Consider the following 25,278-nt stretch of genomic DNA (forward strand, 5'->3'; position numbering starts at 1 on the left):
CACCCGACTCATCCTTCTTGAGCGTCCTGGGCGCAGGGTCACTCTCGTGAACCGGCGGTGTCCCTGAGCACCTGCGGCGCGTTCAGACGAACGCCCCACCGAAGGACTCCTGACCGCGTCCCACTGGGGGGCTGCAGACAGGCCCTAAAAGGTACCCGCCGCGCCGCACTCTGTCAAGGTGCGCTCCGGACACCTGACGGTCTGTGTGCTGGGGCCACGCATCTCGGCGCAGACGCGCCACGCAGCTTGGCTCAGTGCCCACCCTCACAGGCTGGGCATGCAGCATGGGCAGTGTGAATGCTGGCCCGCGGACCGCTCATGGGGGTTCCGTCTTCATGGGGGTTCCGTCTGTCGCGCTGACGATCCGGAACGTCACCGGGTTGCCGGCCGCATGTCCGGAGGGGCACCCGGCTCTCACTCGCATCTGTTCGGACCCAATGGCCTTTGCAGCCCATTCAATCGGAGTCCGTATCAGGGGTGCCCACCTGACGCGCGGTGGTACTGCATCCGCGCCGGGTTCATCGTCTGTGTGGCGGGGCTTGTGATGGGCTTCACGCAGGGTCGCCCGCGCCGCGCAGGGCTGCACACTGCGGGCATGAGAATCCCGAAACGACTGCTGCTGACCGCTGCCGTGGGGGCTGTCGCCGCCCGCCGCGCCTTCCGTGCGCCGTACGACCTGACGGGACGCGCGGCGCTGATCACGGGCGGGTCGCGGGGACTGGGGCTGGCACTGGCCCGCGAACTGCTGGACCGGGGGGCGCGCGTGACCCTGATGGCACGCTCGGCCGATGATCTGGAACGCGCGCAGGTCAGCCTGAACGCGGGCGAGCGGGTGCAGATCGTGGCGGGTGACGTGACCGTCGCAGCCGACATCGAGCGGGCCACCGGGGAGACGGTGCGGGCGCACGGGCGCCTGGACGTGCTGGTGAACAACGCGGGCCTGATTCAGGTGGGTCCGCTGGCGGACATGACCGAGGGCGACTTCCGGGAGATCCTGGAGGTGAACGCCCTGGCGCCGCTGCGCCTGACGCTCGCGGCGCGTCCGCACCTGCGGGGCGGGGGGCGCGTGCTGATCGTGTCGTCGGTGGGGGGACGGGTGGCAGTGCCGCACCTCGCGCCGTACTCGGTGAGCAAGTTCGCCTCGGCGGGGCTGGGACAGGCGCTGCGGACGGAACTGGCGCGGGAGGGTATCACGGTCACGACGGTCCTGCCGAGCCTGATGCGAACCGGGAGTCCCATGAATGCCAGCGTGAAGGGCAGCCACGCACAGGAGTACGCGTGGTTCGCCACGGCGGACAGTCTGCCGGTGGTGTCGCTGGACGCGCGGGAGGCGGCGCGGCGCATCGTGGACGCCCTGGTGCGTGGGGACGCGGAGACCATGGTGGGCGGCCCGGCGTGGCTGCTGCGGGTAGCGCAGACGCTGGCCCCGCAACTCACGGCGGACCTGATGGGCCTGACCAACCGACTGCTGCCCGCCCCGGCCGGTTCCACCGTCACGCGGGTGGGACGTGAGGTGGAGGGCGCGGTCACTCAGGGGAATCCCATCAAGCGCGCGGCCGAGGTGGAGTTCAACCAGCTCGGAGCGCACCGAGACGGGACGCCTGGCGACCTGAAGTGACTCTTGGGCAGACGGTCACACAGTGACCCGCCCCGCAAAGGGTCCGTCCGGGGCGGGATTAGCTGGCAGCCAGCTTCCACTCTGCACTCCATTCCATCCGTTTTCTTTCCCCGCACGCCCGCTGGCGTGCGCCGCTGGAGGTTCCCCATGAGCGAAGACCGACCCATCCCGAACCCGAACGACCCGGCCGCCCTGCCGGAGGCCGACCTGACAGAGACTGGCACTGCGCACCTGCCCACGCTGGAGCGCTCCGTGATGGGCAGCGTCGGCGTGGCCCTGATGGGCGCCGGTCTGCGCAGCGCCCGCCCCTTTCAGAAACTCGTGCTGGGGGGCGTGGGGGCCGGCCTGACCGCGATGGCCGCCACGGGCCGCAATCCCATCGCGGCCGCCCTGAAAATCCGGCAGACCGGGCACGGCGAGGTGCTCGTGCGTGACGCCGTCACGGTCGGGAAGCCCGCAGACGTCCTGTACGGCGTGTGGCGGAACCTGACGGGCCTGCCGCGCCTGATGACGCACCTGCAATCGGTCGAGGTGCTGGACGACACGCAGTCCCGCTGGACAGTGCAGGCGCCCACCGGGACGGTCAGCTGGGACGCGCAGATCACGGCGGACGAACCGGGCCACCGCCTCGCGTGGGCGTCCCTGCCGGGCGCAGCCATCGAGAACCACGGCGAGGTGGTATTCCGCACGGCGCCCGGTGACCGGGGCACGGAAGTCGTGGTGCGCCTCGCCTACCGCCCACCCGGTGGAACGCTCGGCGCCGTGACCGCGCGCCTGTTCGGGGAGGAACCCGCGCAGCAACTGCGCGACGACCTGATGCGCTTCAAACGGGAACAGGAACTGGGCTTCGCGCCCACCACCGAAGGTCAGAGCAGCGGCCGCGCCACCCACGGGGGGCAGGCATGAAGGCCATCGTCTGGCAGGGCACGAACAGCGTCGGCGTGGAAACCGTGCCGGACCCCACACTGCTGCTGCCCACGGACGCCATCGTGCGGGTCACGTCCACCGCGATCTGCGGGTCGGACCTGCACCTGCTCGACGGCGTGATCCCCAGCATGGAGAAGGGCGACATCCTCGGGCACGAGTTCATGGGGGAGGTCGTGGAAGTCGGGCGGGACGTCCGCAAGTTGAAGGTAGGCGACCGGGTGGTCGTGCCGTTCAACATCGCCTGCGGCGCGTGCGATCCGTGCCGGCGGGGCCTGTTCAGCGCGTGCGACAACTCCAACCCGAACCACCGCATGGCCGAGGCCCTGTACGGCGGGGTCAGTGGCGGCGGTCTGTTCGGGTACTCGCACATGTACGGCGGGTACGCGGGCGGTCAGGCGCAGTACGTGCGCGTTCCCTTCGCGGACGTCGGCCCTTACCGGATCGAGTCGGACCTGCGCGACGAGCAGGTGCTGTTCCTTACGGACATCTTCCCCACCGGGTACCAGGCGGCCGAGAACTGCGGCATTCTCCCCGGCCGGGACGTGGTCGCCGTGTTCGGCGCGGGCCCCGTCGGGCAGTTCGCGGCGCGCAGCGCGCAGATGCTGGGCGCCGCAAACGTCATCGTGATCGACCGCGTTCCCGAACGGCTCGCCATGGCCGCCGCGGCCGGGTGTCAGGTCATCAACTACGAGCAGGAGGACGTGCTGATCGCGCTGCGCGAAGCGACCGGCGGGCGCGGCCCGGACCACGTGATCGACGCCGTCGGCATGGAAGCCCACGGGCACGGCCCCGGCGCGCTGGTCGACACGGCCAAGCAACGCCTGAAACTCAGCTTCGACCGCATCACCGCGCTGCGCTGGGCCCTGCTCAGCTGCGCCAAGGGCGGCACGGTCAGCCTGCCCGGCGTGTACGGCGGCCTGATCGACAAGGTCCCCATGGGCGCCGCGTTCGCCAAGGGCCTGACCTTCAAGATGGGACAGACGCACACGCACCGCCACATCGGACCGCTGCTCTCCCGCATCGAAGCCGGTGAAATCGACCCGAGCTTCGTGATCACGCACCGCGCCTCACTGGACCAGGCCCCGGACCTGTACAGAACCTTCCGCGACAAACACGACGGCTGCGTCAAGGTCGTCCTCAACCCCTGGGCGTAAGCCGGATGATTCGCCTGAGTTCTTGTGGGGAAGTCTCGCGGATCGCAGCCTGTATGCACTCGACAGGCCCATCAGTGTCCGCCCAGTGCATACAGGCGCAGCCTTTCAGGGCTCCCTCTGTCCGGAATGCGGGAGCCTCGGGAGCCGGGGCGGGTGCCAGGCGTAGACGGCGCGGTTGTCGTTCCGGATCGTCACGGACAGACGGCGCTCCATCGTCCGTTCGCGGACAGCGGCTCCAACTGAGCCTGCCACCGCCAGCGGTTCCAGAACCGCGTCTGGAACTGCCCTTCGAGAAGCCTCATCTCTCGGTGAGGCTTCAGGCTGTTGCGGCAGCAGCTTCCGAAAGGGGAAACTGCGTGACTGGATCAGGCCGCAGTCACGGGTTGCAGCGGACGGTGCCCTGGGTGCCCGGCTGGCCGAGTGTCACGCGGCACTGTTCCCCGTTCTCCAGAATGAGTTCCGCCGTCGTCGCGGCCGGCTGAACGGGAATCAGCGCGGTGCCGAATCCGTCCAGTGTGAATTCCTGCCCGTCCGGCAGGCGAACGGTGCCGTAGGTCGCTTCTGCTCCGGCGAACGTCAGGAACTGGAGGACCTGGGACCGCTGGAAGTTGCCTCGCCAGTTCACGCGCACAGCCCCAGCATCCAGCGTGCCGAGTTGCAGTTTGGCTTCTCGCACCGTGATCTCGATGGGGAGCGTGGCGGTGTCCACCTGAATCTCTGCCTCTTCTCCGGGAGAGACCGCGAGTACCAGCGACCCGTTGGCGTCCGTTCGGCCCTGCAGGACTCCCGAGACGAAGATGGGCAGGTTGGGAACTCCGGTTTCCAGCAGGACAGATACCGTCCCTCCGCGCACCGAGCGGGCGTACGCGCGGCCCTGCGTGAACGCGGCGGCGCCCGCCACGTTCAGGGCCACCTGTCCGTCCGATCCCGCTCCGACCTTCACGTCCGTGACGCCCTGCCGTTCGTACTCGCCGTACAGCAGGCCCGCGCCGTACGTCAGGGTGGCCCGCTGGCCCGGTGCGGGAGTAAAGGTCGTGGTGGCCCGCACGGAGGGCGAGCCCGTACCTCCTGCGGCACTCACGACGGAACTCCACTGCGGGTCCGGTCTGTACCCGAGCGTCAGACTGAACTGCCGGGAGCGTTCACCGACGCGCGCCGCAGCACTCACGCGGACCTGATCGGTCAGGTCACCGCTGGCCTGCACGCGGCCGAACCAGCCGTCCTGCGCGCCACTGAATCCCACACCCGCCGTACCAGCAATTCCCTTCACGGTGGAAGAGAGACTGAGTTCTGCGTTGCTCGCCCGAGGGTTGCGCACAGGCACTTCCGCCCGCAGCCCCAGACCGACCTGATCGCCGAGTCGAGTGCTCAGGGCAGCGGACACTGCCGCGCCGGACGTCCCCTCCGGACGGGAGACTCCGACACTCAGTGTGTGGTTCTCACCGGCGGTCGTGATGACCAGCGCGCCACTGGTCTCGCCTGCTTTCACGCTGGCCTGCCCGCTGACGGTTACGGCCGAAGACAGCCCGTACGCCGCCTGGGCCGCCGCGTAAGGCGCGGCGCCCAGCGCACCCGCTTCCACGGTCGCCCGGGTCGTCCCGGGTGGCAGGAGGGCCGCCGGGAACCGGTAATCGGCCGACACTTCGCGCCGCCCGGTGGCGTCCTCCACGGTGGCCACAATGCTGCCGGAACTTCCGGAAAGCGGCACCTGCTGGAACAGGACGCGGCCCGCACCAAGGGTCCAGCGGCCCAGTCGCTTCCCGCCAGAGCTCAGGGTCACGGTGCCCGGCAACGGCAGGTTCACCGTGAATGCCGTGAGGCGCGCCGCGCGGATCTCGCCCGTCGCCTGAACGCCGCTCAGCAGGTCCTGCCCGCCAGTCAGGCGCGGCGGTACGTTCCAGCCGACCTGCACGTGAGAATCCCGGTCCAGCTGGTAACGTGCGGACGCGGACGGCGTGGCCTGCACGGCCCGCGCCGACGACCCGCTTTCCGTGACACCCACCCGCGCGCTGACCGGACCCTGCGTGAACGTGCCTTCCAGCCGGGCACGCTGCTCGAGGACACCCGAACCAGACCGGTACAGGTCCATGCCGTACTCCACCGAGTACAGCGGAATGTCCGTCACGGTGTCCGGCGCGGCCACTTCAGGCGGCGTTCCGACGTTCACCACGTACTCCGGCAGCAGCTTCAGCTGCGGCTCGAACGTGACGGACAGCTGCTCTGGGTCGAACGTGGCACCCAGCGCGGCACTCAGCCGCGTGAAGGCCAGACTGTCGCACACGGCGCGTTCCTCACCGTACCGTTCCTCGCCGGGTTTCAGGGCGTCGATCTGCACCCACACCTGACCGGCCGGTCGGCGCACCAGGAACGTTCCCCGGTTCACGCCGCCCACGCGCACGTCCGCGAGTTCCTCCGGAGCGTCGCAGACCGGAGCGACCTGCTGCGCTCCCGCCGAGGCACTCAGAGCGGCCAGGAACGCCGTGAGAACCGCGCAACGCCTCACGAACAGCCGCTCGGGCCGTTCACTTCGCATCGACCATCAACCTCACGGGCTTCTGATCCCGGTCCGTCGCCGTGAACTCCAGCGTCGCGGCGTTCTGCGCCTCCGCCGGGAGCGGTACCTGCATCGTGACCCCACTCAGCACGTACTGCGCGCCCAGATCGAACGCCTGCCCGCCCGCCGTGACGCGGATGTTCCGGAACACGCCATACCCATCCCCGCTGTTACGCAGCACCAGCGCCCTGGGCGCACCCGCCGGGGACAGCGTCACGCTGATCTGTGGTTTCGCGGCGGAACGCTCCACGAACAGCGGCAAGCTGAACACGTACCGGGGCGTGATGGTCGCCCCCGTGGCCCCCGCCGCCCCGGACGGCGCGGCCGTCACCTTCTGCCGCAGAATCAGGCGGTACGTGACCGACGCCGACGTCGGCGTCTGCCGCAACGCCACGCGCACCACCTGACTGCGGCCCGCCGCGACCGTGAACGACCCCGGACTGACCACCGCGTCTCGCGTGGGCACCAGCACTTCCTGCCCGTCCCGCTGCGTCCACGCCACCACTTCCGCCGTGAACGCCGCCTCGTCCGTGTCCGTGTTCGTGACGGTCGTGGACGTCGTCAGACCCTGCGCGGGGTTCAGGTTCAGCAGGACCGGACTCATCACGAACCTCGCCGCGTCAACCTGCCCGGCGAGCAACACACCCATCAACAACGCAACTCTTCTGAAATTTGACATGATCATCCTTAGGTCTGCGGCGGTGAACGCCTGAAAAAAGCTTCCTCTGTTAATGAGCAACCCGGGCAGGACGCAGCCCGCCCGGGTTCAAAAAATGACGGTCAATGTCAGGTCGTCCGTGTACTCTCCCGTCACCGCGCCCCACTGCCCCGCCGGGACCGTCACGGGAAGGGTCAGCGTCCCCCCCACGACCCGCAGGGCCGCCGCGTTCGGAATCACGTACGCCAGCGAGGAAGACCCGAATCGCATGACGCCCAGGAACCGGCCCGTACTCACCTCGAGTCTGCCGCCCGCACTGCTGAGCTGCACACCACCGACAGACTCGCCGCCGCTGCACGTGACGGGCACCTGCAACGACACCTGCCAGTCCTGCGCGTACTGGTAAGCCCCGACAGCCCCCGGAACCGGAGCACCGAACACACACGACGCCTGGACGGCCCCGCACAGGCAGGCGATCAGCGCCGCACTCCTGACCCAGTGACCCGCAGCAGCCCGTCCAGGCACGCTTAGAACTCCACCGTGAAATCAACCGTGCCGGTATAGAACCCGGTCGGCGCACCGAACTGCGCCTGCTGGGGGTAACCCGCGAAAATGTTCGACGGGTACCTCACGGCGCCCTTGAAAGGGCCATTGGCTTGGATGTTACTGCTAACAGGCGAGTACCAGACCAGCGTATTGAGAGTCGGATTGCCCGGAGTGCCGTCCAGCGTCAGGGGCACCGTGATGGCCGTCCCTCTCGCCGTGGCAGCGGCACTCCCACCGATGCGGCGGCCTGTCAGTGACGTGCCCGCGTTGCAGAACACGCTTACACCCACCGAACCGGCGCTGTCACTGTATCCGCTAGCCAGGGCCGCCTCGTAATCGCTCATATTAATTTCGGAATTACTGTTGCCCGTACTAAACTGACAGGCCGACTGGGTCGCCGCGTTGACGGTGACTGTGTTGGTCATGGTGGCTGCAGTAGCGGTTGAAAGCCAGATAATCGGCAGGGTAAAACAGAGTGATTTCATCATGGATCTCCGAATGGCCAACTGGCAGGATAAGTAAGGCACCAGTTGACCAGAGGCAATACCTATCGCTTATTGATTAATTGTTGCAGACATATCATCTATGTTCAAAAATGGGCCGTCCGTGATCTCAAGATATTTAACCCTACTCCAATTCAATTGACGAATTTCCATCGGATAACCGCGATAGCCATCGTTTACGAACTGTTCCGACGCTATTAGCATGTTGTTCGCATCATAAGCGGATAGCGTCACCGAATCTGCTCCTAGGATTGGAAAGAAGCCGCCAGCCGTGATCGATTTTATATCGAAAGTTGAACCATTATCCGCACTGATCCTACCATATGAGTCAATTAACATGCCTTTATGACCGACCGGAATTACCCCCCCTGTCAATATAAAGGGACTTTCTGATTCAAATTTAAAACCTTTTTCAATCAAGGGAAAAAGATGAGCCATCGGCGCAGCCGTATATCCTTCATCAACGAAATATGGGACGTCTTGCGGATCAAGGCTATCAAAAAGATTGAGTTCTGCATTAGCAGCGATCGCTTTGAAGCTCGAGATTTTGATATCTGTTCCACAAGTCAGCTTGATGGTGTATGTGCCACTGCTGGCATACACATGATTCTGCCGCTCAGTCGAAACGTTCGTCGGCGTTGGCGTCTGGGCAGTCGTGATCGACCCATCGCCCCAATCCACAGTGCAGCTGGTGCTGCTGGGGTAAGTGGTTTTAATATAGGCACGCGCCGTACTGTCATTTACTTTCAGTACGTTCAGGTACGATTTACCCGCCACGACCACTTGAGGTGTCAGGCTACCAGCCAGACCCAGAGCTTCCAGATCATTCTGTACTTTAGCTTCGAACGCGGCGACATATTCATTGCCGCTCTCGGTCTGCATGCCATTGGCAAAGCTGTGTGCGGTCTGTTGAGGAGCACTCTGGGTACCACAAGCGGCGAGCAGTAGGGGAAGCAGTAACAGCGAAGCAATTTTTTTCATAGAGCGTTGACCTCAGTGGGTGTACAGAGTGGAGTTACCAGCCGATGTAGTAGTCAACGACCGCGCTGTACGAACCGTTCGGGGCCGTCCACTGCTGCGCCGCTGCCGTCGCCGTCAGGCCGTAGGTGTAGCGGCTGCCGTCGGCAGGGTTGCTGGGGACCAGCGTGGGGTCGATGTCTGTGATCAGCACCACGTTCAGTTTGTTGGCGCCGTTCATCAGATCGACGCTGCCGTCGGCATTCCACTGGGTGTCGTCCCAGTAGCCCAGGAACGGGCTGGAGTCCAGGTTGCAGCGCACGCTGACCTTGCCGGAACCGGTGGCGGCCGTCGATGTGGCCGCCTGGTAGTTGAACAGGATCTGGTCGGCCGCTGTGATTTCGCAGGCATCCGTTACGGTGGCGTTCACGGCGACCGGGGCGGCGGCGGCGGGGCTGCCAGCCATCGCTCCGCTCAGCAGGGTGGCGGCCAGGAGGAAGGGAACTGTATTCAGGTGCATGGCACTCCTTGGTGATTACAGAGAAGGGTGAACCGGTGAGGCTTCCCCGGTTCATCCGGTATGGGTTTAGAACTCGACTTCGATGTCGACGGTGCCGGTGTAATCAGTGGCGGTCGGCGCGCCCCACTGGCCAGCCACGGCGCTGGGTGCAACGGTGTAGACGTATTTGTCGGCTCCTGCGAAGGTGCCGGTTCCCGCTCCGGGGGTTGCGACGCTCGTCAGACTGTAGGTGGCGTTCAGGGACTTGCTTTTGCTGGTGCTGGTGAGGGTCATGGAAGCGCTGGCAGCCGTCTTCAGCGTGATGGTCGTGCCGGAGTTGCAGTACAGGGTGGCACTACCGGACATCGCGCTGGCCGATCCGGTGATGGCGTCGTAGCTGAAGCTGGCGCTGCCGGTTGCCGCGCTGTTGAACATGCAGGAGCTCAGGACGGTGGCGTTCACGGTGATGGGCGCGCTGGCCGTGCCCGCCAGGGCGGTGGAGGTGAAGAGGGCAGTGGCCAGACCGAGAGCAACGATTTTTTTCATGAGTTCTCCTGTGGCGTCTGCCCCTATGAGAGCAGCGCCTGGTATCGGTCATCCGACTTCCGATGGGGCCACCCTATGAGTGGGGGCATTAATCAAATCCTGGCCAATGGCCTGTAAGTGTTCTGTCAGACTCTGTGTGCATGGTCCGAACGCCGAACTGCATGAGAAAAAACGCCTGTCCAGGGTCAGGTCGTTGAGTCAGTTCTCACGTTCAGTTTTAGTAGCCAATTCATGCGTGCATCCGTGTTTTCGCTGCGTGTGGCCATCTGGCCACGCTGGGTGTCCAGACGGACATGAGAAAACAGACCTGCTTTTCTAAGGTGGGTGAGTGGATCCTCATGCCGCGCCTGCCCTTTCAACTGATGCGCCGTCCCTTCAGACACTGGGGGGATTGAGCCTGGGCGCGGTTCAGGAACTCAAACCGCTGCTGCTGCTGGCCTACCTGCTGATCGAGGGAGCCACGACGCGTGACCGGCTCGCCCAGCTGTTGTGGGCGGGTACAGCCGACCCGAAGAACAACCTGCGTGTCAGCCTGTGCAAACTCAGGGGCTGGGGCGTGACCGTCACCACGGACGGGGAGTACCTGAGTGCCGAGCATCCGAGCGATCACGTAGCTGGCGCGGCCTCTGGCGACTGCGCCGAGTTCCTGCGGGGCGTGGAGTTGTCTGGCGTGAGTCCCGAGCTGGAGGACTGGGTATTCACTCGTCGTGAGCGGCTGGCCGCCCAGGCGCAGGAGGCCCTGCTGCGCAAGGCGGCGCGCGTCACGGACCGGGAGGAACTGCTGGGCCGGGCGTGGCGCGTGCCGGGGGCGCCCCTGCCGTCGGCGGGCACGCTGGCGCGCTTCCTGTCGCTGTGCCGTGCCGGGACTGAACTTCACGGGTCGCTGAGCGAGGAACTGGCCGAACTGTGGGACGGAACGCTGCCCGTGCAGGAGCCGCTGGCTCAGGCGCTGCTGGCCGGCTGGCTGGAAGGTGGCGTGACGTGGCTGGCCGGTGACGCGGCGCAGTGGCAACCGTCCCTGGGCAGTGCGCGGGCGCTGCTGGAAGCAGACGGGCAGCGCGTCCTGAGCCTGCACGTGCCGCCCGGAATGACGGCGCAGGCGTGCGCGCATGTGCTGGGCACTCAGGTGGCGCGAGCCTGTCAGGACGGCCCTGCGCAGGCACTGACTGTCGTGCTGCGCGGGGCAGCGCACACCCTGAACAGTGCGGCGCTGGCGGAGGCACTGACAGGCTGGCTGGACGTCCGGTTCGTCGTGCTGGGCGGCGCGCCCGCCTCCGGTGTGGGGCTGGTCCTCACGCAGCCTGCTGCGGCGCTGCGTGGCGGCCGTCCTGCCGGGAGCACCTGCGCGGTCAGGGTGCCCTGGCCTGCGGGCCGTGACCGGGCACGCCCGCGCCTGGAGTGGCCGCTGCCCAGCGGCCTGCGGGGGCGGCGGCACGGGGGCAGGGGCGGGTCGCTTCCCGCCGCGACCATTCACGCCCTCCGTGTCCGGCAGGCGCCCAGTGCCACTGGTCCGCCGCTCGTGCTTTCAGCCCGCGTGGCCGTGCGGACTCTACACTCTGGGCCTGATGCCCCCCTCCCCCACCCGCCCGAGTACGGAACGCTTTCCTGCTCAGCTCAGGAAAGGATCACCTGATGGACACGATTGACCGCACCATTCGCCTGCAACTGGTCGAGGATCACGACCTGACCCGCTTTGGCCTGCGCATGCTGCTGTCCGCCCAGCCGGACTTTCAGGTGGTGGCCGAGGCCCGCACGGCCGAAGAGGGGCTCGAGGGGCTCGCGCGGTTCGCGGCGGACGTCGTCCTGATGGACATCAACCTGCCCGGCATGGACGGCATTCACGCGGCGCAGGAGGTGCGCCGGGTCCGGCCGGACGCGCAGGTCGTGATGCTCACGGCGTCCAACCGGCGCGATCAGCTGTTCGCGGCGCTCGCGTCGGGGGCGGTGGCGTACTGCCTGAAGTCCGCGCCGCCGGAGGTGATGTTCCAGGCGATCCGTTCGGCCGCGTCGGGCTCGGTGTTCTTCGATCCGGAAAGTGCGCGGCACCTGCTGCACACCGTGCAGGGCAGCGCGCCCCTGTCCCCCCTGACCGAGCGGGACATGGCCATTCTGCGCCTCGTGGCAGACGGCAACGCGAACAAGGACATTGCCGCTGCGCTGGGGATCAGTGTGGGCCTGGTGAAAAAGCACATCGGGGAGATCCTGGAGAAACTGCAGGCCACGGACCGCACGCAGGCGGCCATCAAGGCCTTCCGGGCGGGGTTGATCTGATGCGGCGCGCGCCGCCCGCCACGCGCGACCTGCTGCGCCTGCTGGACCAGCCCGACCAGACACCTATCGGGCGGGCCACCGTGATCACGGTGGTGGTCGTGGTGGTCGTGGACGCCCTGACGCCCGCCTCACTGCCGCTGGCAGCCGGGCTCGCGCCGCTGCTGCTCGCGTCGCTGATCGCGCGGTCCGAGCGGCTCACGTCGCGCCTGACGGCGCTGGCCGTGCTGGGCAGCGCCGCCGTGGGCGCTCTGGACGTGCTGCGCAGCGGCCCGGACCCGCAGGTGATCCTGCTGCGTCTGGGGGTCACGGTCCTCGTCCTGCTGACGGGCATCTGGGCGACGTGGCAGGCGCGGCAGGAGACCGACACGCCGGCCGAACCGCTGGCACTGCCCGTCCCGGGGGCCGACGTGCCGCCCGTCGAGCGGGCCGCGCAGATGCTGGCGTACCTGACCGGAGCGCGCGGTCATCAACTGCACCGGGTCGAGAATGCCCGCGAGTGGGTCGAGCGTCAGCCACTGGCCGACCAGGCGGACCCTGGGCGGCGCCGCCTGTTCCGGCTGGCGGGCGCGCGCGTTCCCCGGCCGCCGGCAGCGCGCAACAACGTCTGGCGGACCGTGACGGGTGACGTGTTCGTGCGCTTCGAGCAGCCGGGGCAGCGGGAACTGCTGGCAGAACTGACGCGTCCGAGCGCCCCGACGGCGTTCATCGAGGACGCGGTGCACCTGCTGCAACTGCAACTCGAACGCGCCGCGCTGGTCGATCAGGTGCACACGCAGCGGGAGTTGCTGCGCGACCTCGTGTACGCCTTCTCGCATGACCTGCGTACACCCATCACGGCGAACATCCTGCATTCCGAAGCGGCGCTCGGGGGCCTGTACGGGCCGCTGTCGCCGGAACTGGCGGAGTTCCTGCGGCACTCGCAGCAGGGCAACCGGGACCTGCTGACCGTCTCGGATCAACTGATGCTGCTGGCCGAGTACGAGAGCGGCGACCTGACCGGCGAGGCGGGCGGAACCGTCGACCTGGACGGCGTGATCCGCAGCGTGGTCAGTGACGTGCAGGTACGCGGGCGGGAACGCGGCATTCATTTCGAGCTGGACCTGCAACCCTGCCAGGTGATCGGGCACGCGTACGACCTGCGGCGGGCCGTGCAGAACCTGCTGGAGAACGCCATGAAGTTCAGCCCGCCGGGGATGTTCGTGAAGGTCGCGCTGCGCGCGCAGGGTTCCTCGGCGCTGGTGGAGGTCATGGATCAGGGGCCGGGCGTACCGGAGGCGCAGGTCACGCACCTGTTCAAGCGGTTCCGGACGTCCACGCGCGGGAGCGGCACCGGCTTCGGGCTGTACCTGACGCGGCGCATCGCGGAGCGGTACGGGGGAAGGGTCACGTACGCGCGGAGGGGATCGGATCATCCGTGGACGGTCTTCCGGCTGGACCTGCCACTGTACCGCCCGCCCGCTCCGCACTGAGGTCCGGGCGGACGGCGAACAGGTCCGTGGTCGCCAGCTGCCGGAGCATCATGGCCTCACGGGCGCGTTCCACGTACCGCTGCCGGTACCACGCGAGGCACAGGATGGCCAGCAGCACGGAGAACACCATGCCCTGCGTACGCACCATGGCGGCCAGGTACGGCCGGAACACGTCGAAGTTCAGGGTCCAGGGCAGCGCCACGCACACGAGGTACAGGGTCACCACCAGCCACACGGCGCGCTGGACGGGCACGAGCAGCAGGATCACGCAGGCATTCAGGACCAACGTCCAGTACGACGCGCTGCCCACGAACGACGGCGAGTCCGGCAGGGTCGGCTGCAACGCGAATGACAGGTTGTGCAGCAGGGCCAGCGCCACCTGCACAACCACCGTGATCCGCTCGGCGAGGCGGCTGTACCCGCCCAGCAGGTTCCACAGCAGCGCGCCCAGCATCACGGGCGCCATGACCGGGTACAGGTAGATGACGTACGGTTCCCGCACCGGTTGCGTGAGTTGCACAGCGTACGTGGCGGTTAACCCGATCAGGGGTGACAGGAGCAGCAGCATGAAGATCCAGCGTTTCTCCTCGAAGGACCGCCGCTCATCGCCGGTGATGTGCAGCAGGTGCAGGTCGTGTGTGCGTGGATCCACACCCGCAGTCTAGAACAGCTCGCAGGAGCGGGAAGAGGAACGGCGTCTGCCGGCAGAATCGAGCCCTGTTTCGCCATGCCGGACTTCCGCCACGGTCCCTCCACAGGTGGTCTGTGCGCAGGTGCGGCAGCGGGCGATCCGAGCGGGTGACACAATGGTCGCAGCATGAACAGGTGTCCCAGATGGTGGCCGGAAGGGGCCACCCGAACAAAGCGTGTGCTCCAGCGGACCGACGATCCGGCGTGACAGTCGGGCGCGCTGACCTGCTGCCCGCAGCTTCTGCCGGGCCGGATGAACAGCAACTGGCTGCGTTCCGCGCCCTGTCGTGGCAGCGGGATGAGGCGGCCGCGCACCTCGCCGCGTGCCGGGAAGCCCTGGTCGCCTGGGCGGGTCCGGACGTGGCGTTCGCCGGCCTGCTGCTGCTGAATTCGGCTGAGTTGCCCGGCGCGGTCGCGGCGGCTGTCTGGCGGCAGCAGGATACCGGGAGCCGCTCTCTGTCCCTGCAGCAGGAACTGACGCGCCGACAGGAGAGGCGGGCGCAGCGGACGGCGGATCTCGCGGTCGTCACGGCGCAACGCACGGCTCACGAGCGGGAGTCGGGGTACGTGAAGGCGCTGGCGGCCCTGCAGCCGAGCGCCGATCAGCTCAATACCGTGCGTGCGCGGCTCGCACAGGCGCTGACCCGACTGGCGGGCCTGCAGGGGCGTGGCCTCGCGACCCTGTGGAGCGCCGTGTCCGGGCAGGCCAGCGCCCTGCAACGGGAGGTGGATCAGGCCCGTCAGGATGAGGTGAGCGCCCTGCAGGCGTATGAGGCCCGCGCCCGTCAGGTGGGGGCACTGCCGGTGCCGGACGCGGCAGGTGTGGCTGGTCAGGTCGCGCGGGAACAGAGTCGCCTCAATGAGCAGGGGCGGGAACTGGCCCGGCAGCAGCACGCCATTCTGAGTGAGCTGTCGGCAATGGATTCCCTGGACGAGGGGACAAACGCCAGGATCCGGACGCTGCGCCAGCGGGCGGCCGCGGCGTGGGAGTCCGCGCAGAAGGTTCACGCGCTGCCCGCCTGGGACCGCTGGGTGCACCTGTGGCGCCGCCGGGAGGACGCGCGGCCCCTCTGGGAGCGGCACGCGGACGCGGAACGCCGGTTGGAGGACGCCACGGGCGCGCTGGAGGGTCACCTGGCGACGTTCCCGGCACACCTGCGTGACCCGGTGGACGTGAAGCGGCAGCTCGGCGCGCTCGAGGAGGCCGCCCGGACCCGGCGGCAGGCGGCGCGCGAGCAGGTCGAACGGCACGCGTGGCGCGCCGCGCTCCTGTGGACGTTACAGGGGCGGGCGGCGGCGCTTGAAACGGCCCGGATCCACGAGGCCCGCCTTCATGAGGAGCGGGAGCGGCAGCGCGCCGCAGAAGCGGAGCGGCTTCGGGAGGCGCAGCGGATTCAGGAGGCTGAGCGGATTCGGGAAGCGCAGGCGGCGCGCAGGCACGAGGGTCGCCTCGCCTTCCTGGGCACCCTGCAGGAGAGACGGGCGGCCCTGACGGCGGCGCAGCGGCACGCGGAAGAGGCGAGCGGCGTGGGGCAGGGCGGGGCGCAGGTCCTCGCACCGGGATCGGCTCAGGAGGAACGTGGCGCGGCGGGCGGAGCACCGGGCGCCTCTGCTCCGGCCGCGCCAGTGCCGCCTGCAGCTCCTCACGTTCGGGAGCCTGAGCCGCGGGAACCCTCGCCGGTCGCCTCTGCTCCGGTGCGCCTCGAGGGCACGCAACTGGCGGACGCGAAGGCCCTGCTGGTCCGGCATGCGGGCGCGGCGGCGCAGGCGGCCATGTGCCTCGAGGCGCTCGTGGAGTGGGCCGGGGCCGGGGTGGACGCCCTGCGGCTCGCGGAGCTGGTGACGCGCCCACTCCCGGCCGGGATGCAGGATCTCGTCGCGGCCTGGAACGCCCGGCCCGCCACGTCCGGGGCTGAGACCACGCCGCCCGTCACGCGCGCAGAGGACGCGGCAGCCTGGCTGGCGTTCCGCGCCACGCTGGACGTGCCGGTCACGCTGGACACCTGGTGCCGCCTGTGGACGGCGCGTGAGAAGGGAATGACGTTCTGGCGTCAGTGGCAGGGTGCGCGGGACACCATGACGGACCTCGAAGGGCAGATGACGCCGCTGTGGGCCGGGTGGCCCGCCGCGTCCCGGCAGGTCGGGGCGCTGCGTCAGGCGGTCGAGGCCGCCGGGCGTTCCGCGCTGCCTGCCGCGCCTTCACTGACGGCCACGCAGGTGCGGCAGGTGCGGGCGCTGCTCGCCCGGTTCGACTCGGCGGGCGCCCGCGAGGTCAGGGTGCGTGCCGCGCTGGACCGCTGGGCCGGCCCGGGCCTGGACGGCGCGCGGCTCGGCCAGCTGGTCAGTGGTCCCCTGCCCGCCGAGATCACGCAGGCACTGGAGGCGTGGACACGCAGCTCCCTGCCCACGGATCTGCCCACGGATCTGAGCGTGCAGACGGAACGGGCCCAGGTGCAGGCCGCCGTGCAGGCCGAGAAGGACCGGTCCGCGGCGGTGCTCGGCCCGCTGCGGGCGCTGCAGGAGCAGGCGCGGGCGGTCAGGCAGGCAGAGCATGAGCTGGCGCGTGCCAGTGGGGCGGCGCTGCCACGCGCACAACGCCGCCTGTACGACGTCCGGCAGGCGTACGCCGCGCAGGCCGCCGCGCTGGGGTTCTCTCCGGCACCGTCACTGCGGCGGATCGAGACGCTGATCGAGGAGGAACTCGCGGCGTTCAACCGGCGCCTGCAACCCCTGGACGCGCAGTGGAAGGCGCTCGTGAACCGGCCCGCACCCGCTTCCGCGCCCCCCGCCCTGCCCGGCGGGTGGAAGCGGGCGTGGGCGGCGGTGAGCAGCCGCCACGGGCTGCCCCTGCACCCGGACACCTGGGCGCGGTCGCTGTGGCCACGCCGCGCCGAGGGCGAGCAGCTCTGGGCGGAGTTGGAGGACGCCCGGCGGGAGCAGCAGGCCGCGCAGGACGACCTCGCGGCCCTGTGCGCCTCCTGGCCTGCCGGAGCACGCACGGTGGCCGCCCTGCGTCAGGCGGCCTGGCTCACCGGGATGGGCACCCTCCCCGCTCCCGCACTGCCGGACCGACCCCTTTCAAACCGACTGCCGCGGAATCCACCCGCACCGGCCGCCCCCACGCGGCCCCCCGTCCCCGTCCCGGACGCGCCACGCGCCGCGCCCGCCAGCCCGGCCCGGTCTGCCCCCACGGCGCCGCCACTCCCCGAGCAATCGCCAGCGACGGCCCCTTCGGTGGCCCAGGCGACCGCGCGACGGCCCGTTCCTCCGCTCCCGGTTCAGCCCACACCGGTCCGCCCGGCCCCGGTGGCCCGTCCGTCCGTGCCGAGTGTGGCCGTACAGAACGTGGCTGCCCCGAGCCCGGTCCTGCGTCCGGTGCCGCTGCCTCCCGTCGCGCCGGCCATGCAGACGGGTCCGGTCGTGATTCCGCCTGTCCCGCCCGCCGCGCGTGAGACGCTGCCGCTGACCACTCCGGCGCTCAGCCTGCCCTCGCCCGTCTCTCCAGCACCCGTCCGGCCACCTTCCGTGACCCCCTCGCCCGTGACGCCGCCACCCATGCCGACCACGCCGCCGCCACGTCCGCTGGCCGGTCCCGGCCCGTCCCAGCCGGTGGTCCGGCCAGCGCCGCTCCTGCCTCCGGTACGGGGCGTGCCGCTGCCGCCCGTCCCGGCCGCGCGACCTTCGACGCCGGAACCCGGGGAGCCTCCACCGGAGCCCGCGACTGGACGCCTGACCCGGCGGCAGCGGGCCGAGCGGGAAGCGGTGCGGATCAGTGACCAGTACGACTGGGAGCAGGGATTCCACCTCATCGCGGACGCCCTGGACCGGGACCGCTGGGGGCAGTTGCGGGAGAGTATCGAGCGGGAGATCGCGCGGGGCATGACGCCCGACGAGTTCGAACTGCTGCTGCAGCTTCGCGCGTACTGGCACGATCAGACGCACTACCAGTCGCCGTACACTGCCCGGTACGACAGCCTGCCGTGGGAGCTGGGGATCGCGCTGATCCGCCGCTGTGCGGGCGTGCCGTGCCTGGACGACATGATCCTGCTGCTCGAACGGCTCTACGAGTACGCGCAGGTGGCCTGCTCGCCCCGGTCCCTGCCGGCGTTCTCGCAGCGTCTCGGGGCGATCCTCGACCGGGCGGAGCCGGACGTGGACCTGGACTACTGGCTGAGCACGCGGGAGGGCCGGTGATCCTCCCGGCGGTCGGGGCGTTCGTCACGGGTGTCCGGGACGGTCAGACCGGCACGGTGACCGGGCACGAGGCGGGGCGGCTGGTCGTGACGTGGCCGTCCGGGCAGGTGACGCGCGTGGCCCGCGCGGCCGTCCGCTGCGGCCTGAGTGCCGGGCAGGTCGTGCAGGACCAGCCGCGCAGCCTGCGTCCGTCTCTCGGGGAGGGCCGCGTGCTGGACGTGCGGACCCTCGGCGGGCGGGAGCAGGCGCTGGTGGAGTTCTGGACGGCCGGGGAGCGGCAGTGGCTGCCATGGGAGCAGCTCGTGCCGGTCTGGAGTGCCCAGTCGCTGTTCGAGCAGGGCGTGGCGCCCCTGGCGGGTTTCGCGGAGCGCTTCCGGTTGCGGCACCTGGCGCTGGCGTTGCAGCACTGGCACCGCACGACGGGCGCGCTGGCGCAGGTGGACATCGACCCGCTGCCGCACCAGTTGCACCTCGTGCAGCGCATCCTGCAGAGCGGGAACCTCAACTGGCTCATCGCGGACGACGTCGGCCTGGGCAAGACGATCGAGGTGGGCCTGCTGCTCGCGGCGCTGCGGGCGCGGGGTCTGCGCCGCTTCCTGCTGGTCGTCCCGGCGGGCCTGACCCGGCAGTGGCAGGCGGAACTCCGCACCCGCTTCGGGATGACGCAGGCGGTGATCTACGGGCAGGATTTCGAGATCAGCGACCCCGCGCAGTGGCCGCTGTTCGAGGTCGTGATCGCCTCCATGGACCGCCTGAAGCACGAGCGGCACCTGAACCTCGTGCGGCAGTCGGGCCGCTGGGACGTGGTGGTGTTCGACGAGGCGCACCGCCTGTCGCGCAGCCTGTACGGCCTGACGTACCAGACGTCCGAACGGTACGCGCTGGCCGCGACGCTCCGCGCCCTGACCGAGAACGTCGTGCTGCTCAGCGGCACGCCCCACCAGGGCAACATCGACCGCTTCGAGGCGCTGCTCGAACTGCTGCGGCCCGGCCCGGTCTGGCGGGAACGGATCGCGCGCCTGCGTCTCGAACCGCAGCTGCTCGCGGGGCTGGTCATCCGCAACCGCAAGGCGGACGTGACCGACGCGCAGGGGAACTTCATCTTCAAAGGGAAGGTCACCCGCGCGGTCGCCGCGCCGCAGAACGAGCCGGAGGAGGTGTTCGACCGGGCGCTGCGCCGCTACCTGAGGCACGGCTACGACGCGAGCCGGGAGAACCAGAAGGCCATCGCGATCGGGTTCGTGATGACGATCTACCGCAAGCTCGCCGCGTCCAGTGTGGCGGCCATCCAGGGCGCGTTGGAACGCCGCCTGCTGCGCCTGCAACGCCAGGAACTGGCCGCCGTCAAGCCCGGACCCGCCCAGCCGGACGACCCGGACGGCGGCCCGTTCGTGGAGGCTGAAGAGCAGGTCAGCGGCACCCGCAGCGAGTTCTTCTCCGGCGAGACCGAGATGCTGCGCGGCCTGATCGGGCTCGCGCGGGGGCTTCGGGCGCACGACACGAAACTTCAGGCGTTCACGCAGACCCTGATCGGCGGCATCCTGGCAGGCAACCCGGACGAGCGGGTGCTGATCTTCACGGAGTACCGCTCCACGCAGGAGTACCTCGTACAGACCCTCGAACGGCTCGCGCCGGGCCGCGTGGACGTCATCCACGGCGGGCAGACCCTCGAGGAACGCGGCGCGGCCATCGCGCACTTCGAGGAATCCGGGCAGTTCCTGGTGTCCACCGAGGCCGGCGGGGAGGGCTTCAACCTGCAGCGCCGCTGCCACGTGCTCGTGAACTACGACCTGCCGTGGAACCCCATGCGGCTCGTGCAGCGTGTCGGGCGCCTCTACCGCTACGGGCAGGAGCGGCCGGTCGTGGTGTTCAACCTCAGCGTGTCGGGCAGCCTCGACGACGAGATCCTGCGGCAGATGTACGCGCGGCTCGACGCGGTCGCCGCCGACCTCGCCTCCGTCGCCGACGAGTACCGCGAGGGCCTGCAGGAGGACATCGTCGGTGAGGTCGCGAGTTTCCTCGACGTGGGCACCATCCTGGCCGAGGCCGCCACGCACACGCCCAGCCGCACGCAGGCCCGCATCGAGGAGGCCCTCGAACGCGCCCGGCAGGCCGCGCGGCAACAGGACGACCTGCTGCGCCACTCCAGCGGCTTCGACCCGGACGCCCTGCGCGGCGAACTCCCGGTCGGGGAGGCGCACCTGATGGCGTTCGTGGACGGCATGTTCGGGCAGCTCGGCGTGACCGTCACCCAGCGCCTCCACGCGGGGCAGGTGTGGGAGATCAAACTCACCGAGGACCTGCAACGCCAGCTGAACCTCAAGCAGAACCAGCGGGTCGCGTTCAACCGCCACGCCGCCAGCAGGCACAAAGCCACGCTGCTCGACAGCCGCTCTCCCCTGCTCGGCGCCCTGTTCGAAACGGCCGGAACGTACGCCTTCAGCGGTCACGTCGCCCAGACGCCCCTCGGGGCGGGCGGCACGGCCTGCGCGGTCCTGCGCTGGCAGGACGACCGCGGCCGACCCCTCAGCGAACGCTTCGTGGTCCTCCAGCGGCAGCAGGACGGTGTCACGGTCAACCCACCGGCGTTCAGTCAGGCCCTCCTGCAACCCGCCGCGGACACGCCCGGCATGCCGATGCTCACGCCCGAGGCGTGGCCGGACTTCGAACACGCCCTGCACGATCTGCTCGCCGCGGGCGCCAGCGACGACCTCCACCCGGCCGGGTACCTCGTGACCGGCGTGGCATGGAACGCCGACTGAACAGAACTCCGCCTCGACAGGCGCAGAGCTGAACACGCAGCTCATCCACTCGCCCGCACGCGGTTGCGCGAGTGGTCGCCGCGCCCAGTTCGCGCGACAGGTCACCACGCGCTGTCACCGCGCCGCACCAGCGGTTCCGGGTACTGCCAGGCGTGACAGGAAATCCGCCGAGCGCTCTATGCGACGACACACCTGAGCGATTACCGGTCAGCGCCGACGACACACCTGAGCGATTACCAACGACATACCTGAGCGGTGGTCGACGACACACCCGAGCGGTCGGTTCAGGAAGTCACGACACACCTGAGCGATTGCCGTGCTGTACCAACGACACACCTGAGCGATTCTCTACGACACACCTGAGCGATTTGGGAATTTCCCATCGTCCAGCACGACTAAAATCAAATCGGCGGATCACGAACCTTTGGAGGTTTCAAAAGGGCCTGGGGGCCGCGCCTGGCTGCGCCGCAGTCCCGCGCCAGCGGCCGCTGCGGTCAGGAGGCTCCCGATCAGCAGCAGGTGCAGGAAGGTCTGGGTTCGCAGCGTCTGCTGGTACGCCCGACTGCCGCTCTGGCGGCACACCCACGGCCGGTCCTGCGCGCAGTTCAGGCGAATACGGCCCGCGGCGTCCGGCCAGGACTCAGCGCCACCAGTTCGCCGCCACGTGAGCGGGACCGTCACCTCCGGGCTGTACCGGTCGGCGTGCACGGTCACGGTGCCGGTGAAGGGCGGATCGTCCGGGCAGTTGCGGACGCAGTCACTGATGGCCGGGCCGAGCGTGCCCGTGCGTTCCACCGTGGGCGTGTCCTGCCACGCCCGGAGTTCCTGGACGCGAGTCTGGATGAGGATCAGGCTCGCACCGGCCAGCAGGGCCGCCATGACGGCGTAGATCAGCAACTGCCTGAGTGTCGTTCGGGAGGCAGGTCGGAGCTTCAAGTCTGGTGTTCCTCAGGTGGGGAGCCGGGTCGTACGGAATCAGGGGCCAGGCGCAATGACGAGCCGCTGCACGTCGTCACCGAACCGCACGAAGTGCCTGGCGTTGAGGGTGACCAGCCCCATCACGCCGGCCCGGACGGCCGCCTGCGCGATCAGGGTGTCGTACACCGCGCCGCCCTGCAGTCCCAGGTCCCGGCAGCGGGTCACGGCGTCCAGGTAGTCCGCCTCGCCCAGCGGCAGCACCGTCCAGTGACCGGTCAGATCACTCAGCACCTCCACGACCCGCGCGGGTGGGTAGCGCAGCTTCGGGTGCGCGGTCATCACGGCGTACGCCTCCGCCAGCGTGTGCGCGCACACAGCCAGGGATCCGCGTTCCTGCGCGGCCTGCACCTGCGCGTCCGCCCAGATGAACTGCGGGTGGTTCCCGACCAGTGCAGCGACCAGGGCACTGGTGTCGAACAGGGTCACCACGAACCGAGAACCTCGTTCAGCCGCTCGTCTCGCAGGTCCTGCACCGGATCGCCGGTGATGGCGCCCTCCCCGGTGAGGATCAGGCGGCCGTGATGCCGGGTAACCTGTGCGTCCCGCGCGGCAGGGCGAAGGTGAAGGGCTCCGCCTTCGAGTTCGACTTCGAGTTGCGCGCCGGGCTGGAGGGCCAGCGCGTCACGCAGGGCCTTGGGAATGAGGATGCGGCCGAAGCGGTCGATCTCCAGATGCGCGGTCATACTTGGCAGTTTAGGCGTGATCTTGCCAAGTCACTGCGATGCCAGTCACGTGCCGCTGCCCTGACTTGCCCCACCGCTCTGATGTGAGGCATCTGCGCCGCGACGGGTACCCTACAGTGCGGGCATGTCCAGTTTCACGCTCCCCGCCGCGGTCATGACGGCCATGCTGACCGGACTGATGATCGCCTGCCTGGGTCCCGTCAACAGTCTGCTGCAGGCCAGGATCGGCACGTGGTCCATGCTGACAGTCGTTCACCTGCTCGGCCTGGGCGTGGCGATCGTGGGCTTCTGCCTGACCCAGCCCACCCCCCTGGGAACGCCGGGAGACTGGACGCGTCCCCTGCTGCTCGTCCTGCTCGTCGGGGTACTCGGTGCGTTGCTGCTGCTGGCGCGGTCTGTGGGCAGTACCCTGCCCGCCTTCGCGTGGTGGGGGGGCGCCCTCGGCCTGCTGGTGGTGGTCGGCACCGTGCAGGCGATCGGCGTCCTCGGAGCGGTCCGGGCCGTGCTGCTGATCATTCTGGCCGAGCTGGTCGGGGCGGCCCTGATCGATACGTTCGGCCTGTTCGGCCGTCCGGTCCTGCCGCTGAACCCGGGCCGGATCACCGGACTGCTGCTGGTGCTCGGCGGGGCCCTCCTGACCCTGCAGGCCGGAACGTGACGACCCTCGTCGAGTTGGCGGCCGGGCAGCGTCCCACCTATGTGTGCACGCGGCTGTTTCACCCGTCGGGTCGGTTACTGGGGACGTTTCTGGAAGGAAAGGTGCTGTCCAGCGTCGTTCTCTTCATGGAGGGACCTGCCCGGCATGGTACGACACGGCAGCGGCCGTCTGCGGCGGTTCTGCGTGGGGGTATCCAAAGTGATCTCCCCCGGCCCGCGCGCACCTCAGGAGGGCAATAACAACGTGCCGGACGCCGTTTTTCCGTCATTATGTTGGGGTTGGTTCCGACTACAACGTCCGGGGTCACGTGGGTGGTTTTGAAGTGAGAAATGCGTACTGAACGTCCTGCGCCGCCGTGAGGGTATCCAAAGTGATCTCCCCACACAGACGCCCGGGGCCGGGACCTGTTCCTGTCTGCTTGTTTTTCTTTTGTTTACTACTAAAAGAAACAACAACAAGGAGAACGCCCCCGTGCGTATGGAACGGTATTTTTCTGGTTTTTCTATCCAAAGTGATCTCAATTTCCGCTCCAGCCTATCCAAAGTGATCCTGGTTTCAGGCCTGAACTGTCCAAACTGGTCTCTCCTGAACCATTCCTGCGGTCCTGCGCCGTCAGAAATCACTGTTCCGCGTCTGGTACGTGATTTTTCCGAGTCATTCCTGCCCGTCTGGTGGGATGAGGGGGAGATCACTTTGGCCAGGGAGGGGGGATCAGTTTGTGTAGTTCCAGTGATCACTTTGGATAGGTCCGGAGATCAGTTTGGATAGGCCTGGAACACACTCTGGACAGGCCGGCCCGGACCCCTCATACGGACTCAGATTGTTTCGTTGACAGATCGGAACACCGCCGATCCGCCACCTCCACGCCCGGAACCCGTTTCTCTCCTGCCCGCTCCGTTCGGATTGAAGGGTCTTTGTAGCCCATTCAATCAGAGTCGGTATGAATTCCTACGGGCGACTGGCTTCACTCCTCAATGGCCTCGACCCCGGTACGTTGGCGGCGATGAAGCCGCGAAGGAAGCGTTCAAAACAAAGTCCTGACAGCGACGCTCCGCCAGGCGGAGCGTCTCTCACCGCGTGTCTCTCTGTGGTGCATGGACGAACATCGAATCGGGCTCAAACCAATCCGGCGTTCCATGTGGGCGCCGACTGGGCAGCCGTTGACCTGCACCGTTCAGCCTGGATACGAGTGGTTGTATGTGTAAGCGTTTGTCAATCCGGAGAGCGGCGAGAGCTTGTTCTGGTTGATCCCGGTGGTGAACAAACAGGCGTACGGGGCCGTCATGACGGCGTTTGCGCAGAAGGTCCTGGCGCCGACCATCGTGTGTTGTTCGTTCAGGATGGCGCTGGTTTCCAAGTGCCACCTGATAACGGGCATCCTGAAGGGATTCAGACTGTGACATTGCCGCCGTACTCACCGGAATTGCAGCCGGCGGAACAGCTCTGGGAGTTGACGGTTCAGTACCGGACAACTTGTGTTCGATCGCGTCTGGCACGCGAAAAGACCGTTGCGCAGCCTTCAGATGACGTTGGAGAGAATGTCGTATCTGACATCTTTCAGTTTTAAGCCGCATGCTGGCGAGTGCCGTCCCAGACGGCCAAAATCCGTTC

Annotated in this window: 21 protein-coding genes; 10 read left to right on the forward strand and 11 right to left on the reverse strand. The window is 68.3% G+C overall.

What is annotated here, in order from left to right; all coding sequences use genetic code 11:
• The first annotated feature begins 595 nt into the window (after positions 1-595).
• The 3 genes from IEY70_RS19385 to IEY70_RS19395 all read left to right on the forward strand — a co-directional run bounded on the left by IEY70_RS19385 (position 596) and on the right by IEY70_RS19395 (position 3,699).
• Positions 596-1,618 (forward strand): SDR family NAD(P)-dependent oxidoreductase, encoded by a 1,023-nt coding sequence (locus tag IEY70_RS19385; RefSeq protein ID WP_189066673.1) that lies wholly within the window; start codon positions 596-598, stop codon positions 1,616-1,618.
• Positions 1,619-1,765: 147 nt separating this feature from the next.
• Entirely contained in the window at positions 1,766-2,524 is a 759-nt protein-coding gene (locus IEY70_RS19390) for an SRPBCC family protein (RefSeq protein ID WP_189066674.1), read from the forward strand.
• Entirely contained in the window at positions 2,521-3,699 is a 1,179-nt protein-coding gene (locus tag IEY70_RS19395) for a zinc-dependent alcohol dehydrogenase (RefSeq protein ID WP_189066675.1), read from the forward strand. Before IEY70_RS19390 ends, IEY70_RS19395 begins: the two co-directional genes overlap by 4 nt.
• A 376-nt stretch (positions 3,700-4,075) precedes the next feature.
• On the opposite strand, the gene IEY70_RS19400 is transcribed toward IEY70_RS19395, so the two are convergent.
• The 7 genes from IEY70_RS19400 to IEY70_RS19430 form a co-directional block, all read right to left on the reverse strand.
• Complete coding sequence (locus IEY70_RS19400) at positions 4,076-6,232, reverse strand: fimbria/pilus outer membrane usher protein (RefSeq protein ID WP_189066676.1); 2,157 nt, start codon at positions 6,230-6,232, stop codon at positions 4,076-4,078.
• A complete protein-coding gene (locus tag IEY70_RS19405) occupies positions 6,222-6,857 on the reverse strand; it encodes a fimbrial biogenesis chaperone (protein WP_229778095.1) in 636 nt (211 codons plus the stop codon). Before IEY70_RS19405 ends, IEY70_RS19400 begins: the two co-directional genes overlap by 11 nt.
• A gap of 162 nt (positions 6,858-7,019) precedes the next feature.
• Positions 7,020-7,436, reverse strand: coding sequence for a hypothetical protein (locus IEY70_RS19410; protein ID WP_189066678.1), 417 nt, complete (start codon positions 7,434-7,436; stop codon positions 7,020-7,022).
• Between the two features lie 2 nt (positions 7,437-7,438).
• Positions 7,439-7,945, reverse strand: coding sequence for a hypothetical protein (locus tag IEY70_RS19415; protein ID WP_189066679.1), 507 nt, complete (start codon positions 7,943-7,945; stop codon positions 7,439-7,441).
• A 66-nt stretch (positions 7,946-8,011) separates the two neighbouring features.
• Positions 8,012-8,941, reverse strand: coding sequence for a PKD domain-containing protein (locus tag IEY70_RS19420; RefSeq protein ID WP_189066680.1), 930 nt, complete (start codon positions 8,939-8,941; stop codon positions 8,012-8,014).
• Between the two features lie 34 nt (positions 8,942-8,975).
• A complete protein-coding gene (locus IEY70_RS19425; RefSeq protein WP_189066681.1) occupies positions 8,976-9,437 on the reverse strand; it encodes a spore coat protein U domain-containing protein in 462 nt (153 codons plus the stop codon).
• A gap of 66 nt (positions 9,438-9,503) precedes the next feature.
• Positions 9,504-9,962: a hypothetical protein gene (locus IEY70_RS19430; RefSeq protein ID WP_189066682.1), complete on the reverse strand. Its 459-nt coding sequence runs from the start codon at positions 9,960-9,962 to the stop codon at positions 9,504-9,506.
• A 391-nt stretch (positions 9,963-10,353) separates the two neighbouring features.
• Here IEY70_RS19430 and IEY70_RS19435 point away from each other — a divergent pair, with 391 nt between their 5' ends.
• From IEY70_RS19435 to IEY70_RS19445, 3 genes are read left to right on the forward strand one after another with little or no spacing between them, the layout of a single operon-like run.
• Entirely contained in the window at positions 10,354-11,595 is a 1,242-nt protein-coding gene (locus IEY70_RS19435; RefSeq protein WP_189066683.1) for a hypothetical protein, read from the forward strand.
• On the forward strand, positions 11,595-12,233 hold the full coding sequence (locus tag IEY70_RS19440; protein ID WP_189066684.1) for a response regulator: 639 nt from the start codon (positions 11,595-11,597) through the stop codon (positions 12,231-12,233). The genes IEY70_RS19435 and IEY70_RS19440 overlap by 1 nt, the downstream gene beginning before the upstream one ends.
• Complete coding sequence (locus IEY70_RS19445) at positions 12,233-13,702, forward strand: sensor histidine kinase (protein ID WP_189066685.1); 1,470 nt, start codon at positions 12,233-12,235, stop codon at positions 13,700-13,702. The genes IEY70_RS19440 and IEY70_RS19445 overlap by 1 nt, the downstream gene beginning before the upstream one ends.
• Here IEY70_RS19445 and IEY70_RS19450 read toward each other — a convergent pair.
• On the reverse strand, positions 13,617-14,354 hold the full coding sequence (locus tag IEY70_RS19450; protein WP_189066686.1) for a hypothetical protein: 738 nt from the start codon (positions 14,352-14,354) through the stop codon (positions 13,617-13,619). The two genes, IEY70_RS19445 and IEY70_RS19450, sit on opposite strands and share 86 nt — an antisense overlap.
• A gap of 242 nt (positions 14,355-14,596) precedes the next feature.
• Here IEY70_RS19450 and IEY70_RS19455 point away from each other — a divergent pair, with 242 nt between their 5' ends.
• On the forward strand, positions 14,597-18,586 hold the full coding sequence (locus IEY70_RS19455; protein WP_189066687.1) for a hypothetical protein: 3,990 nt from the start codon (positions 14,597-14,599) through the stop codon (positions 18,584-18,586).
• Complete coding sequence (locus IEY70_RS19460; RefSeq protein ID WP_189066688.1) at positions 18,583-21,348, forward strand: DEAD/DEAH box helicase; 2,766 nt, start codon at positions 18,583-18,585, stop codon at positions 21,346-21,348. Before IEY70_RS19455 ends, IEY70_RS19460 begins: the two co-directional genes overlap by 4 nt.
• A 414-nt stretch (positions 21,349-21,762) precedes the next feature.
• On the opposite strand, the gene IEY70_RS19465 is transcribed toward IEY70_RS19460, so the two are convergent.
• The 3 genes from IEY70_RS19465 to IEY70_RS19475 all read right to left on the reverse strand — a co-directional run bounded on the left by IEY70_RS19465 (position 21,763) and on the right by IEY70_RS19475 (position 23,009).
• Positions 21,763-22,245, reverse strand: coding sequence for a hypothetical protein (locus tag IEY70_RS19465; protein WP_189066689.1), 483 nt, complete (start codon positions 22,243-22,245; stop codon positions 21,763-21,765).
• A 78-nt stretch (positions 22,246-22,323) separates the two neighbouring features.
• A complete protein-coding gene (locus tag IEY70_RS19470) occupies positions 22,324-22,752 on the reverse strand; it encodes a type II toxin-antitoxin system VapC family toxin (RefSeq protein ID WP_189066690.1) in 429 nt (142 codons plus the stop codon).
• The gene (locus tag IEY70_RS19475) at positions 22,749-23,009 is read right to left on the reverse strand and encodes an AbrB/MazE/SpoVT family DNA-binding domain-containing protein (protein WP_189066691.1); all 261 of its coding nucleotides are present in this window, start codon (positions 23,007-23,009) and stop codon (positions 22,749-22,751) included. The genes IEY70_RS19470 and IEY70_RS19475 overlap by 4 nt, the downstream gene beginning before the upstream one ends.
• A 124-nt stretch (positions 23,010-23,133) precedes the next feature.
• Here IEY70_RS19475 and IEY70_RS19480 point away from each other — a divergent pair, with 124 nt between their 5' ends.
• On the forward strand, positions 23,134-23,667 hold the full coding sequence (locus IEY70_RS19480) for a DMT family transporter (protein WP_189066692.1): 534 nt from the start codon (positions 23,134-23,136) through the stop codon (positions 23,665-23,667).
• Positions 23,668-24,570: 903 nt separating this feature from the next.
• Positions 24,571-24,708: a winged helix-turn-helix domain-containing protein gene (locus IEY70_RS21440; protein WP_189066693.1), complete on the forward strand. Its 138-nt coding sequence runs from the start codon at positions 24,571-24,573 to the stop codon at positions 24,706-24,708.
• Positions 24,709-25,278: the final 570 nt, after the last annotated feature.

Source organism: Deinococcus seoulensis (assembly GCF_014648115.1).
GTDB lineage: Bacteria > Deinococcota > Deinococci > Deinococcales > Deinococcaceae > Deinococcus > Deinococcus seoulensis.